The 24,263-nt window shown below is 52.3% G+C and carries 23 protein-coding genes; 21 read left to right on the top strand and 2 right to left on the bottom strand.

All coding sequences use genetic code 11. From position 1 onward, the window contains the following. Positions 1–134: 134 nt before the first annotated feature. Positions 135–491 (top strand): phasin family protein, encoded by a 357-nt coding sequence (locus HP566_RS16305; protein WP_249978333.1) that lies wholly within the window; start codon positions 135–137, stop codon positions 489–491. Positions 492–660: 169 nt separating this feature from the next. On the opposite strand, the gene uraD is transcribed toward HP566_RS16305, so the two are convergent. Then, positions 661–1,200: a 2-oxo-4-hydroxy-4-carboxy-5-ureidoimidazoline decarboxylase gene (uraD, locus tag HP566_RS16300; RefSeq protein ID WP_249978332.1), complete on the bottom strand. Its 540-nt coding sequence runs from the start codon at positions 1,198–1,200 to the stop codon at positions 661–663. A gap of 120 nt (positions 1,201–1,320) precedes the next feature. Between uraD and uraH the strand changes: the two genes are divergently transcribed. The 8 genes from uraH to HP566_RS16260 all read left to right on the top strand — a co-directional run bounded on the left by uraH (position 1,321) and on the right by HP566_RS16260 (position 9,708). Next, positions 1,321–1,674, top strand: coding sequence for a hydroxyisourate hydrolase (gene uraH / locus HP566_RS16295; RefSeq protein ID WP_249978331.1), 354 nt, complete (start codon positions 1,321–1,323; stop codon positions 1,672–1,674). An 11-nt stretch (positions 1,675–1,685) separates the two neighbouring features. Further along, positions 1,686–2,885 carry a urate hydroxylase PuuD gene (locus HP566_RS16290; RefSeq protein ID WP_249978330.1) on the top strand — a complete coding sequence of 400 codons (1,200 nt, stop codon included), beginning with the start codon at positions 1,686–1,688 and terminating at the stop codon, positions 2,883–2,885. A gap of 24 nt (positions 2,886–2,909) precedes the next feature. After that, positions 2,910–3,638, top strand: a complete 729-nt coding sequence (locus HP566_RS16285) for a GntR family transcriptional regulator (protein ID WP_249978329.1) — start codon at positions 2,910–2,912, stop codon at positions 3,636–3,638. A gap of 373 nt (positions 3,639–4,011) precedes the next feature. Further along, positions 4,012–5,640, top strand: coding sequence for an ABC transporter substrate-binding protein (locus HP566_RS16280; RefSeq protein ID WP_249978328.1), 1,629 nt, complete (start codon positions 4,012–4,014; stop codon positions 5,638–5,640). Between the two features lie 111 nt (positions 5,641–5,751). Further along, positions 5,752–6,705: an ABC transporter permease gene (locus HP566_RS16275; RefSeq protein WP_249978326.1), complete on the top strand. Its 954-nt coding sequence runs from the start codon at positions 5,752–5,754 to the stop codon at positions 6,703–6,705. Positions 6,706–6,722: 17 nt separating this feature from the next. Further along, complete coding sequence (locus tag HP566_RS16270; RefSeq protein WP_249978325.1) at positions 6,723–7,613, top strand: ABC transporter permease; 891 nt, start codon at positions 6,723–6,725, stop codon at positions 7,611–7,613. Beyond that, a complete protein-coding gene (locus HP566_RS16265) occupies positions 7,610–8,698 on the top strand; it encodes an ABC transporter ATP-binding protein (RefSeq protein ID WP_249978324.1) in 1,089 nt (362 codons plus the stop codon). Before HP566_RS16270 ends, HP566_RS16265 begins: the two co-directional genes overlap by 4 nt. Continuing rightward, the gene (locus HP566_RS16260; RefSeq protein ID WP_249978323.1) at positions 8,698–9,708 is read left to right on the top strand and encodes an ABC transporter ATP-binding protein; all 1,011 of its coding nucleotides are present in this window, start codon (positions 8,698–8,700) and stop codon (positions 9,706–9,708) included. Before HP566_RS16265 ends, HP566_RS16260 begins: the two co-directional genes overlap by 1 nt. 262 nt (positions 9,709–9,970) lie before the next feature. Here HP566_RS16260 and HP566_RS16255 read toward each other — a convergent pair whose 3' ends face one another. Next, positions 9,971–10,726, bottom strand: a complete 756-nt coding sequence (locus HP566_RS16255) for an aspartate/glutamate racemase family protein (protein ID WP_340163084.1) — start codon at positions 10,724–10,726, stop codon at positions 9,971–9,973. A gap of 276 nt (positions 10,727–11,002) precedes the next feature. On the opposite strand from HP566_RS16255, the gene puuE reads away from it, so the two are divergent. From puuE to HP566_RS16195, 12 genes are all read left to right on the top strand, one after another. Beyond that, positions 11,003–11,941: an allantoinase PuuE gene (gene puuE, locus HP566_RS16250; protein ID WP_425348209.1), complete on the top strand. Its 939-nt coding sequence runs from the start codon at positions 11,003–11,005 to the stop codon at positions 11,939–11,941. A gap of 22 nt (positions 11,942–11,963) precedes the next feature. Then, a complete protein-coding gene (locus HP566_RS16245; protein WP_249978321.1) occupies positions 11,964–12,842 on the top strand; it encodes a MurR/RpiR family transcriptional regulator in 879 nt (292 codons plus the stop codon). 263 nt (positions 12,843–13,105) lie between these two features. After that, the gene (locus HP566_RS16240; protein WP_249978320.1) at positions 13,106–13,960 is read left to right on the top strand and encodes a transporter substrate-binding domain-containing protein; all 855 of its coding nucleotides are present in this window, start codon (positions 13,106–13,108) and stop codon (positions 13,958–13,960) included. Between the two features lie 8 nt (positions 13,961–13,968). Then, positions 13,969–14,646: an amino acid ABC transporter permease gene (locus tag HP566_RS16235; protein ID WP_249978319.1), complete on the top strand. Its 678-nt coding sequence runs from the start codon at positions 13,969–13,971 to the stop codon at positions 14,644–14,646. Further along, positions 14,643–15,299, top strand: coding sequence for an amino acid ABC transporter permease (locus HP566_RS16230; protein ID WP_249978318.1), 657 nt, complete (start codon positions 14,643–14,645; stop codon positions 15,297–15,299). The genes HP566_RS16235 and HP566_RS16230 overlap by 4 nt, the downstream gene beginning before the upstream one ends. Next, the gene (locus HP566_RS16225; RefSeq protein ID WP_249978317.1) at positions 15,280–16,008 is read left to right on the top strand and encodes an amino acid ABC transporter ATP-binding protein; all 729 of its coding nucleotides are present in this window, start codon (positions 15,280–15,282) and stop codon (positions 16,006–16,008) included. The genes HP566_RS16230 and HP566_RS16225 overlap by 20 nt, the downstream gene beginning before the upstream one ends. Before the next feature lie 107 nt (positions 16,009–16,115). Beyond that, positions 16,116–16,961: a bifunctional allantoicase/(S)-ureidoglycine aminohydrolase gene (locus HP566_RS16220; RefSeq protein ID WP_249978316.1), complete on the top strand. Its 846-nt coding sequence runs from the start codon at positions 16,116–16,118 to the stop codon at positions 16,959–16,961. A 61-nt stretch (positions 16,962–17,022) separates the two neighbouring features. Next, positions 17,023–17,514: an ureidoglycolate lyase gene (locus tag HP566_RS16215; protein WP_249978315.1), complete on the top strand. Its 492-nt coding sequence runs from the start codon at positions 17,023–17,025 to the stop codon at positions 17,512–17,514. Positions 17,515–17,600: 86 nt separating this feature from the next. Continuing rightward, positions 17,601–19,085 carry a pyruvate kinase gene (gene pyk, locus HP566_RS16210; protein ID WP_249978314.1) on the top strand — a complete coding sequence of 495 codons (1,485 nt, stop codon included), beginning with the start codon at positions 17,601–17,603 and terminating at the stop codon, positions 19,083–19,085. A 104-nt stretch (positions 19,086–19,189) separates the two neighbouring features. After that, entirely contained in the window at positions 19,190–19,711 is a 522-nt protein-coding gene (locus tag HP566_RS16205) for a DUF192 domain-containing protein (RefSeq protein WP_249978313.1), read from the top strand. A gap of 535 nt (positions 19,712–20,246) precedes the next feature. Continuing rightward, the gene (locus tag HP566_RS21775) at positions 20,247–21,491 is read left to right on the top strand and encodes an HlyD family secretion protein (protein WP_249978312.1); all 1,245 of its coding nucleotides are present in this window, start codon (positions 20,247–20,249) and stop codon (positions 21,489–21,491) included. A 31-nt stretch (positions 21,492–21,522) separates the two neighbouring features. Continuing rightward, positions 21,523–24,249, top strand: coding sequence for a M16 family metallopeptidase (locus HP566_RS16195; RefSeq protein WP_249978311.1), 2,727 nt, complete (start codon positions 21,523–21,525; stop codon positions 24,247–24,249). Positions 24,250–24,263: the final 14 nt, after the last annotated feature.

Genomic DNA, 24,263 nt, shown 5'->3' with positions numbered 1-24,263 from the left:
GCATCATGTTAAAAAATCATATTGCACTGCACAAAAAGCACTGCTAGTTTGAAGTGAGTCAAGGCAAACCGCCTTACCATCGACCGCCAGTGAATGTGGGTCGAATCGCTAGCTCACTCCAAGGAGATTACGTGATGAACAAGGCCGCAGAGAAAACCAGTCAGCAGTTTGAATCTGTTTTCGTATCCCCGATGCGTTCCTACACCCTGGCGGCGCTCGATTACTACGAAGAGCTGGTCAGTGCTCAAATGGACGCTGCACGGGCTTACTCTGATATGACAATCGCCCAGGCACGTGCGTGGCTGGATGTGAAAGACGCAGATAGCTTTAAGAAAGCCTTGGAAAGCCAGCAAAAAACGGCGACTGACCTGATGGAACGCATGAAAGGTGATACTGAAAAAGTCACTTCTATCAGCCAAAGCTTTATGCAGGATAGCCAGAAAATGGCTGAGGAAGCGACCAAGAAGGCGGTAGAAACTGCCAAGCAGTAAATGGTTCTAAGACAAGGACAGCATCTAAAACCGCGCCCAAAGTGAAGTGGCCCCTAACCCAACAGCTAGGGGGCGCTTCACAAAAGGCGCGGTTTTTTATTGTGCCTGTGCGTTAGCGCCCAGGAAACGCTCTAACGCGATGAGACACTGATCCCTCTCCGTTTATTTTTTACAGCTGCTCTGCGCGCGCCCTGAGCCGGAATCGGGCAATACGAATAATTTGCTGAATCGCGGTTTCTCTCTCCTCCGCCAGACCGTTATGTAATCGTGTCTCAAACGCTTTCAGGATAGCGTGGCGATCAAGCCCCTTTACAGCAATGATGAACGGGAAACCGAATTTTTCCTTATAAGCGGCATTGAGCTGCTCAAACCGGGCAAACTCTTTTGGTGTACATTGATCCAAGCCTGCTCCCGCCTGCTCCTGAGTGGAGTCCCTGGTTAATTCTCCCGCCATGGCCGCCTTACCTGCCAGATCAGGGTGAGCCTGAATCACTGCTATTTGCTGTTCAGGTGTGGCCTGCTGCAACATAAGTCCCATCAGTTCGGCCAGGGCATCTGGCGCATCGTGTTCTGCGCTTAGCCCCTTTTTCCAGGCGGCTTCAGCCACCCAGGGGGAGTGCTCATAGACATCACCGTAATGGTCAATAAAAGTTTCCAGGCTGCATGTGCTGGGTGCAGGTGAAAGGTTATCTAAAGTAGAGGTGGTCACTGAAAACTCTCCAAAGCGGTACTATGATGGAATTACTGTATACAATAAATAGCATCAACGGTACTCTTTGACCAATAGGTCAATAACGTCAATAACTGAATTTAACAATGAGGAGTGGCTATGGGACGGTTAACCACCCACGTACTGGATACCGCTAAAGGGCAACCCGGCCAGGGAATTACCATTGAAGTGTTTCGCCTTTCTAATGGCACTCGAGAACATTTGGGCAGTGCTGTGACCAATAGTGATGGCCGCTGCGATGCGCCGATTCTGGAGGACGACAGGTTGACAACAGGCGAATATGAACTGGTGTTTCATGCGGGTGATTACTTGCGTACCCAAGGCATAGAAGCGCTAGAGCCGCGTTTCCTGGATGTTATCCCCCTGCGGTTTGGCGTTGCCGATGCCAGCCAGCACTACCACGTGCCGCTGTTGCTCTCGCCATACGGCTACTCCACCTACCGCGGTAGCTAAAGGGAGCTGACATGCAAGCGTATATCATTGATTTTGCTAATTTGCTGTTGCGTTGGCTCCACGTCATTGCCGCTATCGCCTGGATTGGTGAGTCCATCTACTTTGTGATGCTGGATAACAGCTTACGTAAGCCCAAAGCCGAAGAGGACCGGCAAAAGGGAGTATTCGGTGAAATGTGGGCTGTGCATGGTGGCGGCTTCTATCACAATCAGAAGTACGCAACTGCACCTGCCAAGCTACCCAACGATTTACACTGGTCCTTCTGGAAGGCTTATACCACCTGGCTGTCGGGGTTTGCGCTATTCGTTATTTTATACATGGTGAACCCTGGTTTTTATCTGGTAAACCCCAACAGCAACTGGGCATGGGCGGCCAGCATGGCGGGGTGGCAGGCTAACCTGCTGGCCCTGGCCTTTCTGCTTGGCGGTTGGGTGGTTTACAACGAACTTTGTAAACGCATCAGCCCCAATATGGAACGCGATGGCCTGCTAAGTGTTGCCGTCGCTGTGATGATGGTGGTGGTGGCGTATTTAAGCACACAAATGTTTACGGGCCGTGCTGCGTTCCTATTGACTGGCGCTGTGATGGCAACGGCGATGTCAGCCAATGTGTTTTTCTGGATTATTCCCGGCCAGCGCCGCATGGTAAAAGCCATGAAGGCGGGGGAGGCCCCGAACCCGCTGGATGGCAAGCGGGGTAAGCAGCGTTCGGTACATAACACCTATTTTACGCTGCCCGTGGTGCTGTTGATGGTGAGTAATCACTACTCCTTCATCTATTCCCATGAGCTTGCATGGCTGGTTATGGTGCTGTTTATCCTTGCCGGTGCGCTTATTCGCCAGTTCTTTGTGCTGATGCATGCAGGAAATACCCAGCCGGCCTATCCAGCGGTGGGCGTAGGGCTTATTCTATTGGCGTTTTGGGTGGCGGCTCCCAGCCCTAGTGCGGGAGGTGCAGCGCCCAGTGATGCACCGGATCAGGCAGTGCTGGCCAGCGTGATTGAGCAGCACTGCACTTTATGCCATGCACGTAACCCGGAACATGCCGGTTTTTCCGCGCCACCTGCAGGCTATGCGTTTGATAGTTGGCAGGAAATCCTTGGGCATAAAGCACAAATTCAGCAGGTCGTGGCGAGCCGGTATATGCCACTTGGTAATATTACCAACATGAGTGAGGACGAGCGCGATATTATTGCCGCGTGGGAGGAATGATCTGAGTCGCAGACAGGAGAACCTATGAGTGATGCGCAGGCAGCGTTAAATCGGCGCCCCGCTGAAAAAGAGGGTGAAGAACGCCATGAGGCGATTTATCGCGCGGTGAGCGATGCCATTGTTGAGCAGCGTCTGAAACCTGGTGCCCGGTTGCGTGAGGACGCTCTGGCAGATGTATTTGGTATTAGTCGCACCGGCATTCGCAAAATCCTGCAGCGCTTGGCGTTAGAGCAACTGGTGACGCTAACGCCGCGGCGCGGCGCCAGTGTCACCCGGCCCACGGCTGAAGAAGCGAAAGACGTGTTCGATGCCCGGCAACTGATTGAGTGTGGCCTGATGCCCGATGTGGCGTGTCGCATCGGCGCAAGCGAAGCAGCAGAGCTGCGTGAAATGGCTCACCAGGAGCGTCAGGCGCTGCGTAGTGGGAAGCAGAGCATGGCTATTCGTCTCTCGGCGGATTTTCATGTACGGCTCGCTCAGCTCTCGGGCAACGCTACACTGGCTGAGTTTGTTGAACGACTGTGTTCGCGCTCATCCTTGATTCTTGCTGTTTATGGGCATCGTGGGCACCTGGGCTGTGAGTCCCATGATCATGATGACTTGATTGGCTACCTGGAAGCAGGCAATGGTGAGCGGGCCAAGGCATTTATGAGCCGTCATCTGAAAGCAATAGCAGCATCACTTTCCATGGTTGAAGAAGGGGAAGCGTTGCCAGACCTAAGCCAGGTATTCCGCAACTATACCAGCCAGTAATCACCACTCCGAACATCATGGCCCTGTGGATAATCCCACAGGGCTTTTTTGTATCTGATGCAAGCCGACCTAAAAAAGTGCAAGACATTGGGTGATTGATTGTTGATGCACATTTATGAGGCTTTGCATCAGTAGGAAATTGCGTGTATGAGAGGGCAGCTGCATGCAGGGATGAAAAAAAGCCACTAATTGGATTCTGTAAATAGCCTGTATGTATACGTTATTTAATAGTTTTGTATATTTTTATTTTTAAGGTGCCACTTTTCTGATGGCACCATCTCGCTGATTTGGCACTCCCCTTGCATTGCTCTATACGGAAATAAGTGTTTATGCGTTTGCCTGATTCGTATCCGACCAGTGCAGGGGAGTGAAAATGGTATACAAAAAAATAGATCAAACGTTACGGCAGACCCAACGGTTAGCCGTTATCTCAATCGGAATGGCGATCATGGCGCCTGCCGCGCTATCTGATGAACAGGTATTGCGCATTGCCATGACCGCTTCCGATATCCCATTGACTACCGGAGCACCTGACAGTGGTTTCGAAGGCTACCGGTTTGTCGGTTATACCCTCTATGATGCCCTGGTGAACTGGGATCTATCCTCTGCCGATGAGGTGAGTGGCTTAACCCCCGGTTTAGCGGAATCATGGGAAATCAGTGAGGACGATGAGCGTGTCTGGACATTCCATCTGCGTGAGAATGTCTCGTTTCACGATGGTAGTGAATGGAATGCCGATGCAGCGATCTGGAACCTGGATAAAATTTATGATGAGGATTCGCCACAGTTCGACGCACGTCAGGCAGGTAATGTGCGTGGTCGCATTCCCGCTATGGATCAGTACGAAAAAGTAGATGATTACACTATTCAATTCACCACGAGTGAGCCGGATGCCTGGTTCCCTTATCAACTGACATTCTTTCTCTTTTCAAGCCCAAGTCAGTGGGAGGCCCTGGGAGGGGACTGGGATGAGTTTGCCCGCCAACCTTCCGGTACCGGCCCGTTTCAGCTGACGCGTTTGGTTGCCCGGGAACGTGCGGAATTAGAGCCATTTGAGAACTACTGGGACGCTGATCGTGTTCCCCAGATTGATCGCGTGGTGCTGATTCCGATGCCTGAATCAAGTTCACGGACCTCGGCGTTGCTGTCTGATCAGGTGGATTGGATTGAATCCCCAGCCGCTGATGCGATTCCCCGTATGGAATCTCAGGGCATGAATATTACCAGTAATCCATACCCACATACCTGGCCCTATCAGTTCTCCATGCTGGAAGGCAGCCCGTGGCTGGATATCAACGTTCGCAAAGCAGCGAATCTGGCAGTTGACCGAGAGGGGCTACAGGCGTTGTTGGGTGGCATGATGGTGCCTGCTGAAGGCATTGTCACCTCGGATCACCCCTGGTACGGGGAGCCTGAATTCGAAACCCGCTATGATCCTGAAGAAGCTGCCCGCCTGCTCGCTGAGAGTGGTTTCGGCGTGGATAATCCGGTGGAAGTAAAAGTGCTGATTTCTACTTCCGGTTCAGGACAGATGCAGCCGCTGGCAATGAATGAATATATCCAGCAAAACCTCTCCGAGGTAGGCATCAACCTGGAGTTTGAAGTGCTCGACTGGGAGTCTCTCTTCCCCAACTGGCGCCGTGGTGCAGATGACCCCAGCAGCCGTGGTGCCCACGCCACCAATATCACATTTGCCTGGCTTGATCCTTTTTCAGCTTTCTATCGCTTTATGCATTCCAGCATGGCACCACCCAGTGGGTTTAACTGGGGGTATATCAATGACCCTGAGTACGATCGCCTGTTAGATCTTGCCAAAGTTACCTTTGACCAACAGGAGCAGGATGCCATTCTGGCGGAGTTCCATGCCCGGGTGGTAGACGATGCGGCGTGGTTGTGGGTTGCCCACGATGTAGGGCCTCGGGCCATGCATCCTCGGGTACAGGGCTTTGTTCAAGCAAAAAACTGGTTTCAGGATCTGACGCCTGTCTACATCGAAGAGTAAGCAATCGGTAACGCTGCAGGCGGATCGTAATGCTTAACAGGCTGTGAAAGCCTGGGGCCAAGGCGATTCGTCTGCATATGCATTGATTGCCAGAGTACAGGTGGAGCTGAGATGGGTACCTATTTCTTTAAACGAATTCTCTATGTCATCCCCATTACGTTGGCGGTGAGTTTCTTTTGTTTCATGCTGGTTCACCTTTCGCCGGGTGACCCCATGGATGCGGTGGTATCCGCTGATGCTCCCCGTGAGGTTGTGGCGATGGTTCAGGCGGCCTATGGCTTTGACCGGCCACTGCCGGAGCAGTACGGGCGTTGGGTAGTGCGCGCCGTACAGGGCGACCTGGGGCTTTCAACCGCTAATGGCCGGGCGGTAACGACAGAAGTGTTTGGCGCACTGGTCAATACATTACGTCTGGCACTGGTTGCTTCGTTAATCGGTTTTACCCTTGGCTGCCTGTTTGGCACCCTGGCAGGCTATTGGCAGGGGTCTCTGCTTGACCGTTTCGTCACCGGAATCGCAGTGGGGGGTGTCAGTATTCCCCATTACTGGTTAGGCATGATGCTGGTCATTGTGTTCTCCGTGGAACTCAGCTGGCTGCCATCCAGTGGGGCTGGTCCTGGTAGTTCCAGCGATTGGGTGTGGGAATGGCGCTATATACGCCATTTGATCCTGCCCGCTATTACCTTATCCGTCATTCCCATGGGTGTCGTCACACGTACGGTACGCGCCATGGTGGCCGAGATACTCAACCATGACTTCGTGGAAGCCTTGCGGGCCAAGGGGCTTGCTGAGGTGCGTGTCTTTCTGCATGTAGTGAAAAATGTGGCGCCTACGGCGCTTGCGGTGATGGGGCTGCAATTAGGTTATTTGCTCGGCGGCTCTATTCTGGTGGAAACCGTCTTCTCATGGCCGGGTACAGGATTATTACTCAACAATGCCATTTTTCAGCGCGATCTGCCGATTCTACAAGGCACGATCCTGGTGCTGGCTATTTTCTTTGTGCTGCTTAATTTGATGGTGGATCTGGCCCAGGCGCGGCTTGACCCACGTATTCAGCGCAATTAATGGTTTAGGAGTTCTGCATGTCAATAACCCTTGATTCCCAAGTACCTGTTGCAGCTCCTGTTAGCGCACCTGTAAAAGGCTACTGGCAAGCTGTATTTTCCCGGTTACGCCGCGACCCTGTCGCTCTGATTGCCGGCCTCATTCTGTTGATTATTCTGGCGATGGCCATTTTCGCCCCCTGGCTTGCACCACAAAGCCCCTATAGCACCAGTATGTTGAACCGGCTAAAACCCATTGGTACCGAAGGCTTTCCACTAGGTACCGATGAGTTGGGACGCGATATGCTATCCAGGTTGATTTATGGCGCGCGCTTATCGCTGCTGATTGGTGTGATGCCGGTCGTTAATGCGTTTGTGATCGGTAGTGCGATTGGCATCGTGGCAGGGTTTGTCGGTGGACGGACGAATACCGTCATTATGCGCATCATTGATGTTTTTTATGCTTTCCCTGCGGTGCTGCTGGCGATTGCCCTGGCTGGAGCATTGGGGGCAGGGCTCGTCAACTCACTCTTTTCGTTAACCGTGGTATTCATTCCACCGATTGCCAGAGTGGCCGAAAGTGTCACCACCCAGGTGCGTAATTATGACTATATCGAGGCTGCACGGGCGAGTGGAGCACGTAGCCTCACCATCATAAGGCGCCACGTATTGGGTAATGTGCTTGGGCCTATTTTTGTTTACTCCACCTCGCTGATAAGTGTGAGCATGATTCTGGCTTCTGGCCTCTCGTTTCTGGGGTTAGGGGCACGGCCACCCATGCCTGAGTGGGGGCTAATGCTCAATACCATGCGCGATGCTATCTATGTCAATCCGTGGGTTTCGGTGTTACCAGGCGTCATGATCTTCAGCGTCTCCATTTGTTGCAACATGCTTAGCGATGGGCTGCGCTCGGCCATGGATGTGAAATGATGAAATTAGAACAGAATAGCTTGGGTATGGCGTCAACTGTCCTGCCATCACGTGACCGCGGAGGCCTGGCGCAACCACTACTTAGTGTACGGGGGCTACATAAGCATTTCATCATTCAGAAGAGTGGTTTTGGCCAACAGGCGAAGCGTGTCCATGCCGTTGATGGCGTCGATTTCGATGTGATGAAGGGGGAAACCCTGGGCATCGTGGGAGAGTCTGGTTGTGGAAAGTCGACCACTGCCCGGCTACTGATGCGGTTACTTACCCCGGATTCCGGTGAGCTTGTTTTCGATGGGGACACTGTCGGTGCACGGGGGGGAATATCCCTGCGTGAGATGCGCCGTCAGGTACAGATGGTGTTCCAGAACTCCTATGCCTCCCTTAATCCACGCATGAGTATTGAGGATTCCATTGCGTTTGGCCCAGAGGTACACGGCTTAAAGCGCACCGAAGCGAGGAAGCGGGCGCGTAAGCTACTGGACCAAGTAGGCCTTGCGCCCAACTTGTATGCCAACCGCTACCCCCATGAGCTCTCGGGAGGGCAGCGTCAGCGGGTTAATATTGCACGCGCCCTGGCCCTGGAACCTCGCTTGATGATCCTGGATGAGGCAGTCTCAGCGCTGGATAAATCGGTGGAAGCGCAAGTACTTAACCTGCTGGTAGATCTTAAGCAGGAGTATGGGCTTACCTATCTGTTTATCTCCCATGACTTGAACGTGGTTCGCTATATCAGCGACAGAGTCATGGTGATGTACCTGGGCAAAGTGGCGGAAATGGGTGACACCGAAGCCCTGTATGAGGCGCCCGCGCACCCATACACCAAAGCCCTGATATCCGCGATGCCCTCCATGGATCCCAACCAACGTACCAGTAAGGCGCCGTTGGCGGGGGACCCCCCCAATCCTATTGACCTGCCACAGGGATGCCGCTTCTCGCCGCGCTGCCCGGTTGCGATTGATGCCTGCCATATTGAAGAGCCTCCACTGGCTCCTTGTGGAGAGAAGCACTCCACGGCTTGCCTGCGAGCAGAGGCAGTTATGCATGACCGCGCCCAGGTCATAGCCACCAATCAGGAGCTGAGCTGATGAACCAAACCGCCGAGATAGTCGCTCCTCAGCAGGATCAGCCGTTAGTCCAGGTGTCGGGGCTGGAAGTACGTTTTAAGTCGCCGGATCGTACGGTGCATGCTGTAAACGGGGTCGATCTTACCCTTAAGCGCGGAGAGATTCTGACCATCCTGGGTGAGAGTGGCTCCGGTAAAAGCGTCACGCTGCGTACTCTGATGCGTTTACTACCGGAACGGCGTACCCAGCTCAAGGGGCAGGTGTCAGTGGATGGCCGAGATGTTCTGGCAATGCCGCAGCGGGAGTTGCGCCGGTTTAGAGGGCGTACCGCAGCGATGATCTTTCAGGAACCCATGCTGGCGTTTGATCCCGTGTTTACCATCGGGCAGCAGATTGCCGAAACGGTATGTCGTCACGAAGGGGTCAGCCACAAGGAGGGATTAGCCAGGGCGCTGGAGCTGTTTGAGCTGGTCCGTATTCCCTCCGCCAGAAGGCGGCTAGCCAATTACCCCCACGAACTGTCAGGTGGAATGAGCCAGCGTGCCATGATTGCGCTGGCACTCTCCTGCCGTCCTCGTCTGTTATTGGCGGATGAGCCGACTACGGCACTGGATGCGACCGTGCAGATACAGATATTGCTGTTGCTGCGTGAACTTCAGCGTGAATTGGATATGTCGGTGATTTTCGTTACCCATGACATGGGGGTGGCTAATGAGATTTCCGACCGGATTGCCGTGATGTACGGTGGGCGCATTGTTGAAACCGGCAAGGTGGGTGAAATCATTGCACAGCCCAGGCACCCTTACACGCTGGGTTTAATGAATTCACGGGCCTCAGGAGAGTTGAAAGGGCAGCGGCTTGAGGCTATTCCCGGTTCTCCGCCTGATTTGGCCACACTGCCCAGTGGTTGTGCGTTCGCTCCACGTTGCCCCTATGCCATCGATACCTGCCATGACAGCGTACCCATTGCCCATACCATAGAGGGGCAGCACTGGGCAGCATGCCACCGTCTGGAACAAACACAGCCTTAGCGCCAGCGGATCACTACAGTGAGTTGGGGAGGAACCACGAAGGAAGATAACCTCCTGAAAGAAAAACCGCCCGATAGCACCGGGCGGGCAGGTTGATGACCAACCGTTAAAAGTGATGGTAGCCACGTTATTTACGGTGGTGGGAATGAGCACTGCCTTGTTGATTGCTGAGGCTGGCTGGGACGCAAGGCTCGGAGGAGTCCCCAGGATGAGGCGGCGTGGCGTGCTACTGCAATCAGGGAATTGGGAAGGGGAGGATAGCTTACCGTGTTGGCGGTAGTTGAAGATCAGAAAGTGCGGCAAATGTGCCGGTAAAGCGTTTGGGGCGTGGATAGTCTAGGTCGCCGTGTTTACTGGTGTGAAGCCCCAGACTCACCAGAGACTCCGCAAGCTTAAGCGCTGCGCTAACACCTTCAACCACCGGAAGGCCTACCTCGCGGCTGATTTCCTGGGTCAGGTTCGCCATGCCACCACAGCCTAGTACGATGGCTCCGATGCCATCTTCATCTCGGGCTCGGCAGCACTCTTCCACGATGCGGGTGAACGCCGCGTCAGGGTGGTGTTCAAGGTCAAGTACCGGAATTTCAGCCGCACGAATACGGCGGCAGTGGTGGCGAAACCCGTACTGCTCCAGCAGGTGCTCGGCGATAATGCCGGTGCGCCCCAGGGTTGTCACAATGGAGAAGCGTGTGCTGATGAGTGTGGCTAAGTGGAAGGCTGCTTCGGCAATACCAATCACCGGAGCCTGGGTCAGCTCTCGGGCAGCCAGCAAGCCAGGATCGCCAAAGCAGGCCACCACATAGGCATCAATATTGCCTTCACGCTCACCCTTCAACACCTCTTCGGCCACGCCCACTGCACTGATGGCTTCATCAAAGTGGCTCTCGATGGAGACTGGTCCTGAGGCAGGCTGGGTAGCGCTGACCGTCGTAGTGGTGGCCGCCTGCTGCCTGGCAGCCCGACGGATAGCAGCCGTCATTGAGGCAGTGGTATTGGGGTTAATGATCCGTATATGCACGTTGATAGGCTCGTCTGTGGACAGTATTCCATATTTTGTATACAAAAATAGGATTGTTTTTCATCAAGTGCAAGCCCTTTTTCATGCCGCTAAAGGGTAAGATGTTAAGTTGACCAACTGTTCAGCTTTCAATAGGTTAGCGCCGTCAGTGTCTTAAAAGTTTAGGCATGTCAGATAATTAGCCACCAACTGAATTGCGATTGCTGAGTAAAATGGCTATTTTGTATACAGATTAAAATGCTCTGCGATGATAAAAGGAGCCTGAAAATGTCCCGTATGTTTGATCAACCAGCAAGTGCTTATCCACGCGATCTAGTGGGGTATGGGCGCATACCTCCCCATGCTAACTGGCCGGGGAAAGCGAAAATTGCGGTTCAGTTCGTGCTCAACTATGAAGAGGGCGGCGAGAACTGCATATTGCATGGCGATACAGGTTCAGAGCAGTTTCTTTCTGAGATTATCGGGGCCGCCAGCTATCCTGACCGTCACCTGAGTATGGAGTCGATCTACGAGTACGGTTCCCGTTCAGGGGTATGGAGGATTCTACGCGAGTTCGAGCGCCGTGGCCTGCCGCTGACCGTGTTTGGTGTGGCTATGGCCCTTGAGCGCCACCCTGATGTTGCCCAGGCGTTTAAAGAGTTGGGCCATGAAATTGCGTGCCACGGTTATCGTTGGATTCATTATCAGGAAGTGCCTGAACACATTGAACGTGAGCATCTGCAAAAAGCGGTGGAGATCTTCCAACGTCTCTACGGTGAGAAGCCTGATGGATGGTACACCGGCCGTGACAGCCCCAACACCCGCAAGCTGATTGTGGATGAGGGAGGCTTTCTTTACGACAGTGACTACTATGGTGATGATCTGCCGTTTTGGACCACGGTGACTGACAGTCAGGGGGCTGAGCACAACCATTTGATTGTGCCTTATACTCTCGACACGAACGATATGCGCTTTGCGGCCCCACAGGGGTTTAATACCGCCGACCACTTCTTTACCTACCTGCGCGATGCCTTTGACGTACTTTATGCAGAGGGCGAGGAGTCGCCTAAAATGCTTTCCATCGGCATGCACTGCCGGTTGTTAGGGCGCCCTGGGCGCTTTCGTGCCCTGCAGCGCTTTTTAGATCATATGGAAGCCCACGACCGGGTATGGGTTGCGCGCCGCGTGGATATTGCCCGCCACTGGGTCGACCACCACCCCGCGCCCTCTCAGTAAACGGATGATGCGATAGGACATTATGACGCCCCATATAGGACAACGGATTGCCGCCCAGTTTGATGCGCTGAGTGCCCAGGAGCAGCGTGTGGCGAGCTTCATTCTCGACCATTTCGATGACCTGGCGGTATACAGTGCGGCAGATCTTGCACGCCTGACAGGCGTTTCCAAATCCACCGTTAGCCGATTGTTTAAGCGGCTTGGGTTTGAAAACTATCGCACGGTAAAAACCCATGCGCGGCAATTGCGCAATTTGGGTGTGCCGCTGGTCATTGATGCCAAGGCGATGCAGGAAGGCTCGGGGGCGCTATTCCAAAGGCATTTGCAGCGGGAGCAGGATAACTTACAGCGTTGCCTGGGGCAGCTTACCCACCACAGCTTTGCGGCGATGGTGGAACAGCTATCCAGTGCACAGCAACTAATGGTGGTGGGGTTTCGTAACAGCTACCCTTTGGCCCTGCATTTTCGCCAGCAACTGATTCAAGCCCGGGGGAATGTGCGTCTTGCGCCACAGCCCAATCAATCGTTGGCTGAAGATATTGTCGATTTAACTGATCAGGACATCGTGGTGCTATTTGGCTTTCGACGTCGCCCTAAAGCCTTTGCCGCCCTGGTAGAGGCGCTGGAGCGCTCGCCTGCCAGTACTCTGTTAATTGCCGATCCCACCGCGGCGAACTTTGCATCACAGGTCACCTGGTTTTTGGAAGTGCCGCTGGAGAGCATCTCCGCCTTTGATAGTTATGCCACCGCTAACAGCCTTATTTGCCTGATTGCTAACGCAGTGCTGCATCAACGTCTGGCCGAGGGCAGGGAGCGTATTAGTGCCATTAGCGACCAGTACAATGAGCTGAATGAGCTGGCAGCTCCCATTATGAGTGTGAACTGGGATGTCAGTCAGTAATGGTGCGAATGCATCATTGAGCGCACCAATACTTTGCATCTCTAGAATGACTACCGGGTAATTCGGTAGCGATCCTGCGTGTTTGTTTCTCCTAAGTAACTGTTCTGTTACTTCTTTACATTTACCTGGTCTCATTTTTGCTAAATCTTGTCGTTGGTATGAAACGAAAGTTTCTTTGACTTTTTGTATGCAACAAATCTTTCATTACTCCGCCTTTCTCCACCTTATAGCAATGGTTTGCGACTTACTTCCAGGAGAGCATTATGGGAACTACACCTCAGGGTTTTAAAAACAGCATCCAGCACCATCTCAAACGTCTTCAGTCCGGCGTTGTTGCCACCGGTATCACGGCAGCGCTAGCCGTGGGTGTTCTCGGTACCAGTACCGAGGTTCAGGCGGATGCACTGGAAGCGATAGAATCCCGTGGCACGATACGTATAGCCGTACCTCAGGATTTCCCCCCTTTTGGCTCGGTAGGTACTGACTTACAGCCCCGTGGCTACGATATTGACATGGCGAATTATATTGCCGACGAGATGGGCGTTACCCTGGAACTAATCACCGTTACCAGCGCTAACCGCATTCCGTATCTACAAACGGGGCAGGCTGATCTGGTGATCTCCAGTCTGGGTAAAAACCCCGAACGTGAAGCAGCGATTGATTTTTCTGACGCCTATGCACCCTTCTTCCTGGGGGTGTTCAGTGCCGATGCGGATGAAAGCATCGACTCTTCGGAAGGGCTGGCGGATAAAACCATCGGTGTCACCCGCGGTGCGGTAGAGGATATGGAGCTTTCAGACACTGCGCCTGACTCCACCACTATCCAGCGCTTTGAAGATAACGCCACCACTATTTCCGCCTTCCTCTCTGGCCAGGTTGACTATATTGCCACCGGTAACGTGGTAGCTGCCGAGATTGCCGAGCGTAATAGTCGTCGTGCACCCTCTCTTATCTATCAATTAAGAGACTCCCCTTGCTATGTGGGGCTGAATAAAAATGAGCCTGCCTTGCTGGAGGAAGTGAACCGTCTTATCGCCCAGGCACTTGAAGATGGCACCTTGAACGAGTTCTCCCAGCGCTGGTTTAGCGCGGATCTGCCTGCTGGTTTTGGTAGCTGAGGGACGACATGGGGCCAACACTCGATTTTCTGACCCTGTTGCCCTACGTCAGTGAACTGCTGCAAGGTTTAACCACCACGGTCATATTGACCGTGGTGACCACCTTCACAGGGCTGGCACTGGCGGTAGCGGTAGCGTATTTGCGGGTAAATGGGCAACCCTGGCTGCGTTGGGGGTTAGGGGGCTACGTGGAAGTTACCCGCAATACGCCTTTCATCGTGCAGCTATTCTTTATCTTTTTTGGTCTGCCGGGCCTGGGTATCAAGATCGATGCCATCACGGCGGCGTTCATTGCGATGACCCTTAATTTGGCGGCCTATAGCGCTGAAATTTTGCGTGCGGGTATCAGTGCAACCGCGCAAGGGCAGTTGGAAGCCGGGCGCGCGCTGGGGATGACCACCCTACAAAGCTATCGGCACGTTGTCCTGGTGCCTGCTTTTGCCAGGGTTTATCCATCGCTGATTAGCCAGGCGATTATTGTCATGCTGGGGTCTGCGGTGGTATCGCAAATATCGGTATTTGATCTGACCTATGCTGCGAACTTCATCCAATCCCGTAACTTTAGAAGTTTTGAAGTCTATTTACTGATTACGCTGGTCTACCTGCTGCTCGCGTTTGGGATGCGGCGTGCTTTTATGCTGGTTGGTAAACGCCTGTTCGCTTATCAGCAAGGAGAGCAACGATGATTGAGTTCACATTCTGGGATATTTTGCGCAACCTGCTGCTGGCAACCCGTTGGACCATTGTACTGTCGCTGATTGCCTTTATTGGTGGCGCCACGGTGGGCTTGGTGCTTACCTTTATGCGGCTATCCAGCTCCCGCTGGCTACAGCGTTTAACAGCGTTGTATGTGGACCTCTTTCAAGGTACACCACTGCTGATGCAATTGTTTTTGATCTTCTTTGGTGCGGCGGCAATGGGGTATCCCATTTCGGCCTGGCTCGCAGCATCAATTGCACTCACGCTGTTTACCAGTGCGTTTCTGTGCGACATCTGGCGGGGCTGTCTGGAAGCCGTTGCCAAAGGGCAGTGGCACGCCGCCCGGGTACTGGGTATGAACTACTTTCAAACCATGCGCCATGTGATTCTACCCCAGGCGCTGCGACTCTCTATTCCGCCTACCGTCGGTTTTTCCGTTCAGGTGATCAAAGGTACGGCACTGGCTTCCATCATTGGTTTTGTCGAGCTTACCAAAGCCGGCACGATGCTGAATAACGCCACCTTTGAACCGTTCACCATTTTTGCCCTCGTGGCCCTTCTTTACTTCGCGCTGTGCTATCCACTCTCCTGCTACGCGCGCTATTTGGAGAAAAAGCTCTATGACGCTGGTCTGCGTTAATAACGTTCATAAAGCCTTTGGTGACCTGGAAGTGCTCAAAGGGATCGACCTGCAGGTTACGCAAGGGGAAGTTGTTGCCATTATTGGCCGCAGTGGCTCTGGAAAAAGCACACTACTGCGCTGCCTGAATCAGCTGGAAAAGCATGATAGTGGCGAGATAACGATTGCTGGCCAGCAGTTGGATGCAGCGTCCATGTCGCCCAAAGAGCTGAGTGAAAACGTCGGTATGGTGTTTCAAAGCTTCAATCTGTTTCCCCATAAAACCGTTGGCGAGAATGTCTGTCTGGCCCCTATTGTGGTGCGTGGTGAGGCGCGCAAAGACGTTGAAAAAGTCGCCCGCGAAGTGCTGGACAAAGTGGGGCTGGCAGATAAATACGACGCTTACCCTGCCCAGCTCTCTGGTGGTCAACAGCAGCGTGTTGCTATTGCCCGAGCCCTTGCCATGCGGCCAAAGGTACTGCTATGCGACGAGGTGACATCGGCTCTCGATCCAGAACTGGTCGGTGAGGTGCTGAGGGTACTTGAGGCGTTGGCTGCCGAGGGAATGACACTGATATTAGTGACCCATGAAATGGGATTTGCCCGTGATGTGGCTGATCGTGTGGTGTTTATGCACCAGGGACGCATTCACGAAGCAGGTGCCCCTGGTGAGCTGTTCAGCAATCCCCAAACCCCAGAACTGAAGCAGTTTATTTCAGCGGTGCTTTAAAGTTTGTCTGACGAGGTCTAGCGTAATATTGTATACAAGAAAGATGCGAAGCGCTTTCGTACTGTCACCAACGCTGAGTACGCCACCCGCTATTTAAGGAAGACGCAATGCCAACAGCTCACCAGCCGGCTAACTATTATGCCCCTACCGGCGGGCATCCGCCGCAAACCCAGCTAACCGCTGACAGGGCGGTATTTACCAACGCCTACACGCTGATCCCAAAAGGCGTAATGCGCGATATCGTCACCAGCAATCTGCCATTTTGGGAAGGTACACGGCTGTGGGTGCTGGCGCGCCCGCTGTCTGGCTTTGCCGAAACCTTTTCCCAATACATTATGGAAGTACAACCGGAAGGTGGAAGCGATAAGCCCGAAATCGACCCCCAAGCGGAAGGCGTACTGTTTATTGTGGAAGGTGAGTTAACGCTTACCCTGTCGGGAGAGCGACATACCATGGGCCCTGGTGGATATGCATTTATCCCCCCTGGTAGCCATTGGCAAGTGCGTAATGAAACCCGTGAGCCGGTGCGTTTCCACTGGGTACGTAAAGCCTACGAATTTGTGGAAGGGCTGGAAGTGCCCAAAGCGTTCGTTACCAATGAGCAGGAGATTGCTCCTATTGAGATGCCGGGTACTGAAGGCCGCTGGGCAACCACGCGCTTTGTTGACCCTGCTGATGTGCGTCACGATATGCATGTGAATATCGTCACTTTCCAGCCCGGCGGTGTGATTCCGTTTGATGAAACCCATGTTATGGAGCATGGCCTGTATGTTCTGGAAGGCAAAGCGGTATACCACCTCAACCAGCAATGGGTCGAAGTAGAGGCGGGCGACTTTATGTGGTTACGCGCCTTCTGCCCCCAGGCATGTTATGCAGGTGGCCCCGGCCCGTTCCGGTATCTGTTATATAAAGATGTCAACCGCCATCCCGCTCTTCGCCTTAACGCGCGTTAAAAGCTGGTCGTACTACTGCGTTTTTGCGCAGCGAGTACTGGACTTTTTAGGAATTGAAACAATGCTTGAACTGACCGCTAAGCCGCTAACGCCAGAGGCCTTTGCACCCTTTGGAGATGTGCTTGATGCCCGTACCTCGGCCTCGTTTCCCATTAATGCCGGGCGCACCCAGCGCCACCATGACTTGGCAAAGGTGGAAACCCTCGGGGAGAATGGCCACACGCTGATCAATATCTTCGTCAGCCAGCCGGTGTCATTACCTCTGAACTTAACGTTTCTTGAGCGCCATCCCCAAGGTAGCCAGGCGTTTATGCCGCTACACGAAGAGCGCTTTATCATTGTGGTGGCACCACCGGGCGAGTCTATTTCACCCTCAGATGTACAAGCCTTTGTCACCGATGGCCATCAAGGGGTAAATTACCGGGCAGGCACATGGCACGCTATTCAATCGGTGCTGGAGCGTGAAGGTGAGTTTTTAGTGGTTGACCGCGGCGGCGAGGGTAATAACTGCGAAGAGTATTCTCTCGATATTACCGTCACCTTAAGTGAGTAACCTGCGCTATCCAGCTATACGAGTGTCATCTTGCTTGAGTTATCCTGGTAAGCTGACACTCCACCCTATGACTGGTTAGGAAATTTATGAGCGCAAACACCCATATCCCCCTTCGTCGTACCAAAATTGTCGCTACCCTCGGCCCTGCCAGCGACCGTGAAGGCGTGTTGGAAGCCATGCTGAAGGCAGGGGTGGATGTCGTGCGTTTGAATTTTTCCCATGGTACTGCCGACGACCACCGGCGCCGCTTAACACGGGTGCGTGAAATAGCTGCCCAACTGGGCCGCAGCGTGGCAGCGTTGGGGGATCTTCAAGGCCCCAAAATACGTATTGCCCGCTTTAAAGAGGGTGCTGTCATCCTCAAAGAGGGGCAGCCGTTTATTCTCGATATGGCAATGGATAGCGATGCTGGTGATATCCATCACGTCGGCTGCGACTATAAAACCCTGGCCGATGATGTGGCTGCCGGTGATCGCCTGTTGCTGGATGATGGCCGTGTGGTACTGGATATCACCCGTGTAGAAGGAAAACAGGTACACACCCAAGTGGTGGTGGGTGGCAAGCTCTCTAACCATAAAGGCATTAATAAGCAGGGTGGTGGGCTATCTGCACCGGCGCTGACAGAAAAAGACAAAGCTGACCTGAAAACCGCCGTCGAGATTGGTGTGGACTATCTTGCCATTTCATTTCCGCGCTCTGCTGACGATATGCTGGAGGCGCGCCGCCTGCTGGGTGAAGCAGGTAAGGAGATTGGCCTGGTTGCCAAAGTGGAGCGTGCCGAGGCAGTGGCCGATGAAGCAACCCTGGATGGTATTATTGAAGCCTCTGAAGCGGTCATGGTCGCCCGCGGCGACCTGGGCGTTGAGATTGGTGATGCCAAACTGGTAGGTGTGCAGAAACGCATGATCAAGCGGGCGCGCTCGTTAAATCGTGCAGTGATTACCGCCACCCAAATGATGGAAAGTATGATCTCAGCACCGCTACCCACGCGTGCCGAGGTATTTGACGTTGCCAACGCAGTGCTGGATGGCAGCGACGCCGTGATGCTCTCGGCAGAAACCGCTGCAGGTGATTACCCATTAGAAACCGTGGAAGCCATGGCCAGGGTGTGCCTGGGCGCAGAGCGTGAGCGCGTAGCCCAGGAGTCTGGTCACCGTATTCACGAAGGCTTTACCCGCCCGGATGAAACCATCGCCCTCTCTGCGATGTACGCCGCCAACCATATGAAAGGCGTGGTGGCCATTGCCTGCATGACTGCATCGGGTTATACACCGTTGATTGCCTCACGCATCCGCTCTGGGCTGCCGATTGTAGGGCTTGCGCACAACCCACTTGCTCAACGGCGCATGGCGCTTTACCGCGGTGTTGTTTCGTTGCCGTTTGATACCTCTGCAATGAGTGCTATTGAGCTTAATGATCAGGCACTCACGCTGCTGGTGAAGCAAGGGGTTGCCAAGCCTGGTGATCATGTCATTCTGACCCGTGGTGACCATATGAATGCCCATGGTGGTACCAATACCATGAAGGTCATGGTGATTACTGAGCAACACGCCGAGCAAGCCAAAGCGTAACGCGTGGGTACCGGGGAAGCAGGCACACATGCCGCTGCGGAAGGGAACCATCTGATGCCTGAGAAGTGCGGGCACGCAATGCTATAGAACAAAAGGAACCTGTCATGACCTTGACTCGCCGTCAACTGTTAAAGGCCTCCCTGAGCGTTTCCCTGGCTGCCGCCATACCGTTACCGCTGCTAAACGCCTGGGCGGCTGAGCCGGCTCAGGCGAACACTTTGTCGCTTGCCATTCACAGTAAGGAAGGCCCGCATCGCCTTGATGTGGAAGTGGCTGAAACGGTCTCACAACGTCAGCGTGGCCTGATGGGACGCGAACATCTGCCGGAAACGCGTGGCATGCTGTTTAGGTTTGAGAGCGAACAGCCCGCTGGCAATGCTTTTTGGATGTATCGCACACTGATCCCGCTGGACATTGCGTTTATTGACGGCGAAGGGCGTATTGTGGCGATTAACACCATGCCTCCCTGCGAGTCCACTACCCCCAGGGAGTGCCCCTCTTACCCCGCTGGCGTGCCCTACCACGCCGCGCTTGAGGTTAATGCTGGCTACTTCGCAGAGCGCGGTATTCAGGTGGGGGATTGCGTATCGGTACCAGCCCTGGCGGGTTTCTGCCGCCCAGAGTGATGATGGTTTGCGGGAAGCCGAAAAAGCCGCCTGGCTTGTGTTAGTCAGGCGGTGTTGACTGCATGAGTAACCGTTAGCGCAGCCACAGCAGGCCGCTATCCTGTCACCCCGCATCTTATACCTACCAAGATGCTCCCTCACCATGCCCCAGCCCGCAAGCACCCGATATCCACTCATCAATACGGATACCACTGACCCAACGGTTCCCGTGATAAGTCGTCCTCTGTATTAAGCACCTGTAAGCGACAACCATTTGATCGCTGACCAGCAATAACGTCAATTGACCAACGCTCATTAACCCTTGCTGGCCCTTCCAGGGGGGAAAGGGCATCTCTGTAGGAAATCTGCCATCTGTTTTGTAAGACATTTGCTATAGGGATGTAAGATATTTGCTATAGGGATGTAAGACATTTATTAAATTGCATTATTGCACTTGATTCTTATTGATAATGATTTAATATCCCAAAAAAATGAGAATCACTTTCTAAGGTGAGGCGTTATCAACAATCCGTCATTATTTCGGCAAGAGGCATTGGTGGCACAACGCCATAAACCTGGAAGCGTACTTATCCACCAACCTTGGGGATATACCGCTGCAGCAGTGCTGGCGCTCGTATTCTCTATTTTAGTAGCGCTATACAGCTATCTAGGCACCTATACCCGTAAGTCAACATCAAGTGGTTTATTGATGCCTAAACATGGGTTGTTACGCTTAACGACCAATATGACCGGACGTCTTGAAGAACTCCGAGTGGTTGAGGGGCAGTTAGTTGAGGCTGGGGAGGTTTTGTTTGTTATTTCAAACGAGAGATTTGGTATGTCGGGTGGTGCAGGAAATATTATTTCAGAACAATTGAGGCAGCGAAAACTACTTTTGGAGCGTCAGCAATCTCTATCATATGAAAAGCTCAACAGCCAATTAATTGCTTACGAAAATCGGCTGCAAGCTATTGATAGTGAAGTAGAGCAGTTAGTCGCAGAGTTGCATTTAATTGAGCGTCGTACTGATTTAGCTGAGGCGCAGCTAGAAAGATATAGAGAGTTAATGCGTTCAAATTATACCTCGGTAGTAGAGCTTCAGCAGGCGGAAGTGGAGCTACTTACATTGCAAGGGCAACAACAAACGCTTCGCCGTTCCCAATCTACGTTACAGCGTGAACGCGTCAATGTCATGGCTCAGCGTCAAGAGATTGAGTTACAGCACCGAGTAGAGCTAGCAGATATTGAAAACAATATTTCTCTTATTCGGCAGGAGCAGATAGAAAACAGCATAGGTGTAGAGCAGGTGGTTACGGCACCTTTTGATGGGGTGGTGATGGGCTTAAATATTCATGTAGGACAGCAAGTGAATGTTGGACAACCATTAGCCAGCTTCATACCCAATGATGTGAAATTAAATGCCCATGTCTATGTCAGTGCTCGTCAAGCAGGTTTTATACAGGAAGGGCAAAACGTGTTGATTCGTCACGCTGCTTATCCTTATCAGAAGTTTGGCGTGACAAGAGGGAGCGTTGCCTCGGTTGCGATGACCCCTTACGCTGTTCAAGAGCTTCCCGCTCATGTGGCTACTACATTGCAACAAGAGATAACTGATGTTTCCAATTTGTTCTACCAGGTGAATATTGACCTGGAGTCTCAGTATATCTCTGTATATGGAGAACCTCGAAAACTGCAAGTCGGAATGTTGCTTGAGGCTGATATTCTTCAGGACAAACGTCGACTTTATGAGTGGGTGCTAGAGCCAGTTTACTCAGTTCTAGGGAAAAGTGATTGGCAATAAACTTTGACTAAATTAGAGATAAGAAAATAGCATGATATTGAAAATGTTACCTTGTTACAAGGTGGTTGATAAGCTAGTGCTAGCTATAATTATGTGCGTATTTTCAGTATATGCTAATGGGGATCGCTCTAGGCACGTAGGTGCTGAAAATAACATTTCAACTTACCAACTTGAGAATGGGTTACGACTGATTCTGGCTCCTGATAACAGTAATAAAATTTTTCTTAATGTTATTTATCAGGTCGGCTCTTTAGCTGATCCTGAGGGAAAAAGCGGCACCGCACATTTATTAGAGCATTTAATGTTCAAGGGAACAGTGGAGCGTCCAGGGGAGCAGTGGATTAATGCACTTAGAGAACAAAGTATTGCCTTTAATGCTACCACCAGTTTTGATCGTACGCGTTATACGACGGTGCTTGAATCTAACTCGGACCAACTGGATGCTCTGTTGGCCTTAGAGGCTGAGCGCATGACAAGCCTATCCTTTGATCAAACGGTCTTAGCATTGGAAGTAGATATTGTATCAAGAGAACGAGAAGTTTTCCAGGAAGACCCTTTTAACGTACTAATAAGCCGCATGTTTGCGGCGGCGACTCCTGATGCTGGTTTCGGGCGGCAAGTGCTGGGGCAGCCAGATGAATTGCAGCGTATTACTGAAGATAGCATCAGGCAGTTTCATGATCGGCACTACCGTCCGGATCGAGCGTTTATTGTTATTACCGGCGGTTTTCAAGAAGAAGTGGCTTTGGATGCGATAGAGAACCATTTTTCCAAACTTGAGCCTTCCTCACTGCCGGAGCGTGCCTCTCTGGATTTGCCCAGTATAACAGGGCCGGTAACAGTTGAATCGTATCAGGGAGGCATGACAGGTGTCGTACTGGGATATTCTCTGCCGCCTGCCCAAGATGAAAGACATTGGTCACTTTCCGTATTGGCTGATATCTATGCTGGCGAGCCTCATGGCTATCTTTATCAAACGTTAGTAGCCCCGGGTGCTGCGCAGGGGGTGTCCGCAACGTATTTGCCGTTTGAACAAGGTGGCTATTTTTTATTTGGAGCCATAGCGGCTCCAGAACAGTCACTGGAAGCGTTAGCCGAACAACTGCAAAACGCGGTGGTCACTGCCGGTCATCAGGCGATCAACGCAGAGAGTCTTCAGCGAGCCTTGCGTGTAGAACGGCAAACGATGGAGTACTTATCCAGCAACTCAGAGATGCTCGCTGAGTACCTATCTGAAGCTGTTGTCCTAGGCGATTGGCAACGCTTGCTTTTGGGCTGGGAAAGTGTGCCCGAGCGAACAGTGGAAGAAGTACAACGCCAAGCAAAGCATTTCCTGGTTGCTGACCGGCAAGTAGCGGGGCTGCTGCTCCCTGGTAATAACAGCACGAATGATATTGTGAAAACAGGAATGCCGAGGTATGAACAGAGTGATGCTTCTTTTGAGCTGCCTCAGCCATCTGAGGTTGACCTGGAAGGTATCAACCAGGAAATAAGTGATATAGAGCAGAGGATCGAGCGCCACTCGTTGAGTAATGGTATGCAAGTAGCGTTATTGCCGCGAAATGAGAGTGCGCGCATCCATGGTGTGATGACGCTGCGCTTTGGAGATACCGCCAGTTTAAGAGGGCTGCATGCCGTTACAGATATTCTAGGTACGCAGCTAATACGAGGGACTCACTCTGCAAGCTACCAAGAAGTCGTTGACCAGGTCAATGAGTTGGGGGCAAGTGTCTCAATCATCCCCAACGGCGACGTGTTGAGGGTTCGTTTTGAAAGTCCCAGGGAAAGCATAGAGCCATTGTTGGCGCTTTTGGCCGATATATTGAAAACACCAGCACTGAGCCAGGAAGAGTTCGATATTGTTAAACGGCAATTAATTAGCGCTTCGCAAACAATTGATCAGCGGCCAGTGCAAGTAGCGCGTCGTGAGCTTAGAGACTATACCGATTCACCGCTTGAGCCTGATGATATTCGTCGCCGACTGATGCCTGAGGCTATGCAGGCCGCAATTGAAGCTACCACATTACGCGATATCCGTGAGTTTCATGAAACCTTTTACGGGGCAGCCAATGGCAAGCTCACTATCATGGGTGGCATTGACTCAGCTGCAATATTGACGCACCTAGAAGCGCTATTTGGCGATTGGAGTAGCCAAGTAGAGCATAAGCGACCAATACGTCTGCATACTGATAGAGATTCAGCAAACCTGCATGTAGAAGCTGATGCCACGACTACAGGGCATTATTTAAGGCGTTTTTACTTCCCGCTGACGATGGATTCTGACGATGCTGCGCCTTTATTGGTGGCAACTCATATTCTAGGTGGTGACCCGCTCAATTCACGATTAGGCCGTCGCTTAAGAGAACAGGAAGGCATGACTTACAATGCCAGAGCTTCAGCACATATTCCGTCGTATGGGAATGAGAGCCGGATCACTATACAGAGTCACTATCCATTAGGTGAGAAAGAAAAGTTTTTAGATATCATCCGGTCAGAGGTTGAACGCTTTATAGAGGATGGTGTGGCTCCAGAGGAAGTTGAATGGAGTAAAACGATGCTTCTACAGAGTGCTGGTGTCGCTCTGGATAATGATCGTTCTCTGGTTGATTTTATACATCGACAGCTTGAAAAAGATGTAACAGTGAGTCAAGTAATTGAACAAAGGAGGCGTCTATCAGAATTAACTTCCTATGAAATTAATGAAGTGATTAAGCGGTATTTGCCTATATATGAACCTATTGAAATTTTTTCACAATAATGTATTAAGTGATT

Source organism: Vreelandella olivaria (assembly GCF_023507745.1).
Classification (GTDB): domain Bacteria; phylum Pseudomonadota; class Gammaproteobacteria; order Pseudomonadales; family Halomonadaceae; genus Vreelandella; species Vreelandella olivaria_A.
The sequence above is the reverse complement of the archived record's forward strand: the minus strand, read 5'-3'. Positions and strand labels throughout refer to the sequence as shown.

What these genes read in the sequence shown, in the direction of transcription:
- HP566_RS16195 (WP_249978311.1), top strand. Translation starts at nt 21,523, where the DNA reads ATGATATTGAAAATGTTACCTTGTTACAAGGTGGTTGATAAGCTAGTG.
- HP566_RS16220 (WP_249978316.1), top strand. Translation starts at nt 16,116, where the DNA reads ATGCCAACAGCTCACCAGCCGGCTAACTATTATGCCCCTACCGGCGGG.
- HP566_RS16205 (WP_249978313.1), top strand. Translation starts at nt 19,190, where the DNA reads ATGACCTTGACTCGCCGTCAACTGTTAAAGGCCTCCCTGAGCGTTTCC.
- HP566_RS16265 (WP_249978324.1), top strand. Translation starts at nt 7,610, where the DNA reads ATGATGAAATTAGAACAGAATAGCTTGGGTATGGCGTCAACTGTCCTG.
- HP566_RS16260 (WP_249978323.1), top strand. Translation starts at nt 8,698, where the DNA reads ATGAACCAAACCGCCGAGATAGTCGCTCCTCAGCAGGATCAGCCGTTA.
- HP566_RS16215 (WP_249978315.1), top strand. Translation starts at nt 17,023, where the DNA reads ATGCTTGAACTGACCGCTAAGCCGCTAACGCCAGAGGCCTTTGCACCC.
- pyk (WP_249978314.1), top strand. Translation starts at nt 17,601, where the DNA reads ATGAGCGCAAACACCCATATCCCCCTTCGTCGTACCAAAATTGTCGCT.
- HP566_RS16235 (WP_249978319.1), top strand. Translation starts at nt 13,969, where the DNA reads ATGGGGCCAACACTCGATTTTCTGACCCTGTTGCCCTACGTCAGTGAA.
- uraH (WP_249978331.1), top strand. Translation starts at nt 1,321, where the DNA reads ATGGGACGGTTAACCACCCACGTACTGGATACCGCTAAAGGGCAACCC.
- HP566_RS16275 (WP_249978326.1), top strand. Translation starts at nt 5,752, where the DNA reads ATGGGTACCTATTTCTTTAAACGAATTCTCTATGTCATCCCCATTACG.
- HP566_RS16240 (WP_249978320.1), top strand. Translation starts at nt 13,106, where the DNA reads ATGGGAACTACACCTCAGGGTTTTAAAAACAGCATCCAGCACCATCTC.
- HP566_RS16305 (WP_249978333.1), top strand. Translation starts at nt 135, where the DNA reads ATGAACAAGGCCGCAGAGAAAACCAGTCAGCAGTTTGAATCTGTTTTC.
- HP566_RS16225 (WP_249978317.1), top strand. Translation starts at nt 15,280, where the DNA reads ATGACGCTGGTCTGCGTTAATAACGTTCATAAAGCCTTTGGTGACCTG.
- HP566_RS16280 (WP_249978328.1), top strand. Translation starts at nt 4,012, where the DNA reads ATGGTATACAAAAAAATAGATCAAACGTTACGGCAGACCCAACGGTTA.
- HP566_RS16290 (WP_249978330.1), top strand. Translation starts at nt 1,686, where the DNA reads ATGCAAGCGTATATCATTGATTTTGCTAATTTGCTGTTGCGTTGGCTC.
- HP566_RS16285 (WP_249978329.1), top strand. Translation starts at nt 2,910, where the DNA reads ATGAGTGATGCGCAGGCAGCGTTAAATCGGCGCCCCGCTGAAAAAGAG.
- HP566_RS16270 (WP_249978325.1), top strand. Translation starts at nt 6,723, where the DNA reads ATGTCAATAACCCTTGATTCCCAAGTACCTGTTGCAGCTCCTGTTAGC.
- HP566_RS16230 (WP_249978318.1), top strand. Translation starts at nt 14,643, where the DNA reads ATGATTGAGTTCACATTCTGGGATATTTTGCGCAACCTGCTGCTGGCA.
- puuE (WP_425348209.1), top strand. Translation starts at nt 11,003, where the DNA reads ATGTTTGATCAACCAGCAAGTGCTTATCCACGCGATCTAGTGGGGTAT.
- HP566_RS16245 (WP_249978321.1), top strand. Translation starts at nt 11,964, where the DNA reads ATGACGCCCCATATAGGACAACGGATTGCCGCCCAGTTTGATGCGCTG.